Here is a 4,491-nt window from a genome sequence, read left to right as displayed (position 1 = left end):
ATTTTCATTGAGTATAACACATTGTTAGAAGTTGGTTTAAATTCCCTAATCAATTTGTTCACATTTACCTTCGATATATTATATCCCATAGTTAAGGTTGGTCATACAGATGATTATAGTCATGGAGCCGTAAAACTTAGTGTTTCTTTAGTTGACAAAGATGCCATGAAAAAAATATCTGTAACTGTAATAGGATATTTTGAAATAAATATAGATGAAAATATCACCGATATTCTATACGTAAATGGTACTGCTATTCTTTATCCTTATTTACGTTCTATTGTTTCAATAGTTTCGGCAATTGATAGCAGTGAAGCAATGTTGCTACCTACCATTAATGTTTTAGAGTTACTAGATAAATCTCAACCTTTTGAAGAAGAATAATTTATTAGCTCACTAAATTGAGGGTAAGGAAAAGTAAAAGCTGTAAGAAAAATGTCTTGCATTATACAGCAACCTTTTGGGAATGAGTAGATGGATTGAATAAAATTTGATTAAGAGTGGATGATTTATCTGTAGATTATTATTGGACAGTTAGTCTTGAAGTAGTCTAAGAATTAGGTTATAATCAGTAGAAGCCTTGCTAATAATGAGGAGGTTAGTTTATGTATAGTAGACTGAATCTAAAATAGTATGAAACAATTGCTAAAACATTTATAGAAATTAATTTTACTTTTCCAATCAATTTGTTCTCATCTTATTTCAATCCGCTATATATTATGGTATCGAATCTTCATCAGAATGATAAAATTAATCAATTAATATCTGATTACAAACAGAATATGAAAGCTTTTTATATCACTATTGAAAAATTTATACGAGATGATGAAAGTCTTAAGTGTTATTTTACAAAGGTTATTTCAAGTCGTTCCAAGGTAACAAGTCTAAATCAGATTGAAGCTGATAAAACGATACAAAGAAAATATTCAAGTGAGCTAAAAAAATTTATTGGATTTTATAATGAGATTATTTGTGAGGAAAATAGTTTCCTACATGTACGAAAGAGGTGGTCGAGTTGGTTTAGGTAGTCGGTGCGTGAGTTGATAATTCTCAGGGTATGGACTTCTTTTTCATGAATGAGGTAAAAGAGCAGGTATTGTTTAGAGACAATCATTCTGAGCATATTTTCTGGATAGAGGGAGTATCCGATTTTATGATCAAAGTTAATACCGCCCTCTGGTGAGAAGATGAGTAGGTTGGTAATTTAAACTATTAAATAGAATTTTTGATTAAAAGTATTATTTTAAGAGAAAAATTTTCAATTTCACAAATTTTAGGCAAACGCTTGCATTCTAGTTTTTATTGGACTATAATAGGTTGGTATAAAGCCTTCTGTAATAATAAAATGTAGAAGGTGTAGAAAGTAAGAATTTAGATTACTTGTATTGGAAAATACAATGTTGCTATTCCTTACCATAGGGAGATAGATATGGCAATGATAGAAGTGGAACATCTTCAGAAAAATTTTGTGAAGACTGTTAAGGAACCGGGCTTGAAGGGGGCATTACGTTCCTTTATTCATCCTGAAAAGCAGACCTTTGAAGCGGTTAAGGATTTGACCTTTGAGGTTCCCAAGGGGCAGATTTTAGGCTTTATCGGGGCCAATGGTGCTGGGAAGTCGACAACCATCAAAATGCTGACAGGAATTTTGAAACCAACATCTGGTTTTTGTCGGATTAACGGCAAGATTCCTCAGGATAATCGTCAAGATTACGTCAAAGATATTGGGGTTGTTTTTGGACAACGCACCCAGCTATGGTGGGATTTGGCACTGCAAGAGACCTACACGGTTTTGAAAGAGATTTATGATGTGCCAGACTCGCTCTTTCATAAGCGTATGGATTTTTTGAATGAAGTCTTGGATTTGAAGGACTTTATCAAGGATCCCGTGCGGACTCTTTCACTGGGACAACGGATGCGGGCGGACATTGCAGCTTCCTTGCTTCACAATCCCAAGGTTCTCTTTTTAGATGAGCCGACCATTGGTTTGGACGTTTCGGTCAAGGATAACATTCGTCGGGCTATCACCCAAATCAATCAAGAGGAAGAGACAACTATTCTTTTGACCACTCATGATTTGAGTGATATTGAGCAACTTTGTGATCGGATTTTCATGATTGACAAGGGGCAAGAGATTTTTGATGGAACGGTGAGCCAACTCAAGGAGACCTTTGGTAAGATGAAGACTCTCTCTTTTGAACTGCTACCAGGTCAAAGTCATCTCGTCTCTCACTATGACGGTCTGTCTGATATGACCATTGATAGACAAGGAAACAGCCTCAACATTGAATTTGATAGTTCTCGCTACCAGTCAGCTGACATTATCAAGCAAACCCTGTCTGATTTTGAAATCCGCGATTTGAAGATGGTGGATACGGATATTGAGGATATTATCCGTCGCTTCTACCGAAAGGAGCTCTAGGATGATCAAATTGTGGAGACGTTATAAACCCTTTATCAATGCAGGGGTTCAGGAGTTGATTACTTACCGAGTCAACTTTATTCTCTATCGGATTGGCGATGTCATGGGGGCTTTTGTGGCCTTTTATCTCTGGAAGGCTGTCTTTGATTCTTCGCAAGAGTCTTTGATTCAGGGCTTCAGTATGGCGGATATCACCCTCTACATCATCATGAGTTTTGTGACCAATCTTCTGACTAGATCCGATTCGTCCTTTATGATTGGGGAGGAGGTCAAGGATGGCTCCATTATCATGCGTTTGTTGCGACCAGTGCATTTTGCGGCCTCCTATCTTTTCACCGAGCTTGGTTCCAAGTGGTTGATTTTTATCAGCGTTGGCCTTCCATTTTTAAGTGTCATTGTTTTGATGAAAATCTTATCTGGGCAAGGGATTGTAGAAGTGCTGGGATTAACTGTCCTTTATCTCTTTAGCCTAACTTTGGCTTATCTGATTAACTTTTTCTTTAATATTTGCTTTGGATTTTCAGCCTTTGTGTTTAAAAATCTTTGGGGTTCCAATCTACTCAAGACTTCCATAGTGGCCTTTATGTCTGGAAGTTTGATTCCCTTGGCTTTCTTTCCAAAGGTTGTTGCAGATATTCTGTCCTTCCTGCCTTTTTCATCCTTGATTTATACCCCAGTCATGATTATTGTTGGGAAATACGATGCTAATCAGATGCTTCAGGCACTCGTTTTGCAGTTTTTCTGGCTCTTAGTGATGGTGGGCTTGTCTCAGTTGATTTGGAAACGAGTCCAGTCCTTTATCACCATTCAAGGAGGTTAGTATGAAAAAATATCAACGCATGCATCTGATTTTTATCAGACAATACATCAAGCAAATCATGGAATACAAGGTGGATTTTGTGGTTGGTGTCTTGGGAGTCTTTCTGACTCAAGGCCTGAATCTCTTATTTCTCAATGTCATCTTTCAACACATCCCATCCCTAGAAGGTTGGACTTTTCAAGAAATTGCCTTTATCTATGGTTTTTCCTTGATTCCTAAGGGCTTGGACCATCTCTTTTTTGACAATCTCTGGGCACTGGGGCAACGCTTGGTGCGAAAAGGAGAATTTGATAAGTATCTGACTCGTCCTATCAATCCTCTCTTTCACATCTTGGTTGAGACCTTTCAGATTGATGCCTTAGGCGAACTCTTGGTCGGTGGTATTTTATTGGGAACAACCATGACCAGCATTGCGTGGACTCTTCCAAAATTCCTGCTTTTCCTAGTCTGTATTCCTTTTGCGACCTTGATTTATACTTCTCTTAAAATCGCGACAGCCAGCATCGCTTTTTGGACCAAGCAGTCAGGGGCTATGATTTACATTTTCTATATGTTTAATGATTTTGCAAAGTATCCGATTTCGATTTACAATTCTCTTCTTCGTTGGTTGATTAGCTTTATCGTGCCTTTTGCCTTTACGGCCTACTATCCTGCTAGCTATTTTTTGCAGGACAAGGATGTACTCTTTAACATTGGAGGTTTGATTTTGATTTCCCTTGTCTTTTTTGGTATTTCCTTGAAACTATGGGACAGGGGCTTGGATTCTTATGAAAGTGCTGGATCCTAAGATGAAGAAACTCAAAGCCTTGTCTTAGGACAGGCTTTTTCTAATAGAGATGAAAATTCCTTGACATCTATTCTCAGAGTGCTATACTGTAAGTGTAATCGCCGATTTATCTCAGTTGGTAGAGCAAGGCACTCGTAAAGCCTAGGTCACAGGTGAACATATGACTGAAGATTTGAAAAAATAGATATGTATAAATAACCGTTAACCCCAATTATTCACCCCTAATCTAAAAACCCTCCAGAATCCTTGCCTTAGCTTAGATCCTGGATGGTTTCTTTTTTCACCCAATGGGTGTTTTTTACTAGACAAAAAAGAGTTTCCCCTTTATGGTATAAGTGTAGAAAAAAACACAAAAAGAAAGGAAACTCACATGAACAGTTTACCAAATCATCACTTCCAAAACAAGTCTTTTTACCAACTATCTTTCGATGGAGGTCATTTCACCCAGTATGGTGGTCTTAT

The 4,491-nt window shown here is 37.4% G+C and carries 5 protein-coding genes; all 5 read left to right on the top strand.

Features of this window, described 5'->3' with window-relative positions:
- Positions 1–21 precede the first annotated feature (21 nt).
- Positions 22–384 (top strand): protein-export chaperone SecB, encoded by a 363-nt coding sequence (locus tag HT693_RS12115; protein WP_000895069.1) that lies wholly within the window; start codon positions 22–24, stop codon positions 382–384.
- Positions 385–782: 398 nt separating this feature from the next.
- Positions 783–1,028, top strand: coding sequence for a hypothetical protein (locus HT693_RS12405; protein ID WP_000643408.1), 246 nt, complete (start codon positions 783–785; stop codon positions 1,026–1,028).
- 401 nt (positions 1,029–1,429) lie between these two features.
- Positions 1,430–2,422, top strand: coding sequence for an ATP-binding cassette domain-containing protein (locus tag HT693_RS08455; protein ID WP_001240791.1), 993 nt, complete (start codon positions 1,430–1,432; stop codon positions 2,420–2,422).
- Position 2,423: 1 nt separating this feature from the next.
- Positions 2,424–3,242, top strand: coding sequence for an ABC-2 family transporter protein (locus tag HT693_RS08450; protein ID WP_172925102.1), 819 nt, complete (start codon positions 2,424–2,426; stop codon positions 3,240–3,242).
- A gap of 1 nt (position 3,243) precedes the next feature.
- Positions 3,244–4,029: an ABC transporter permease gene (locus HT693_RS08445; RefSeq protein ID WP_000760734.1), complete on the top strand. Its 786-nt coding sequence runs from the start codon at positions 3,244–3,246 to the stop codon at positions 4,027–4,029.
- The last annotated feature ends 462 nt before the right edge of the window (positions 4,030–4,491 follow it).

The organism is Streptococcus sp. 2154 (assembly GCF_013277255.1).
Taxonomy (GTDB): domain Bacteria; phylum Bacillota; class Bacilli; order Lactobacillales; family Streptococcaceae; genus Streptococcus; species Streptococcus pseudopneumoniae.
Note: the sequence above shows the minus strand (reverse complement) of the source record. Positions and strands in the feature narration are given on the sequence as shown.

What these genes read in the sequence shown, in the direction of transcription:
- HT693_RS12405 (WP_000643408.1), top strand. Translation starts at nt 783, where the DNA reads ATGAAAGCTTTTTATATCACTATTGAAAAATTTATACGAGATGATGAA.
- HT693_RS08455 (WP_001240791.1), top strand. Translation starts at nt 1,430, where the DNA reads ATGGCAATGATAGAAGTGGAACATCTTCAGAAAAATTTTGTGAAGACT.
- HT693_RS08450 (WP_172925102.1), top strand. Translation starts at nt 2,424, where the DNA reads ATGATCAAATTGTGGAGACGTTATAAACCCTTTATCAATGCAGGGGTT.
- HT693_RS08445 (WP_000760734.1), top strand. Translation starts at nt 3,244, where the DNA reads ATGAAAAAATATCAACGCATGCATCTGATTTTTATCAGACAATACATC.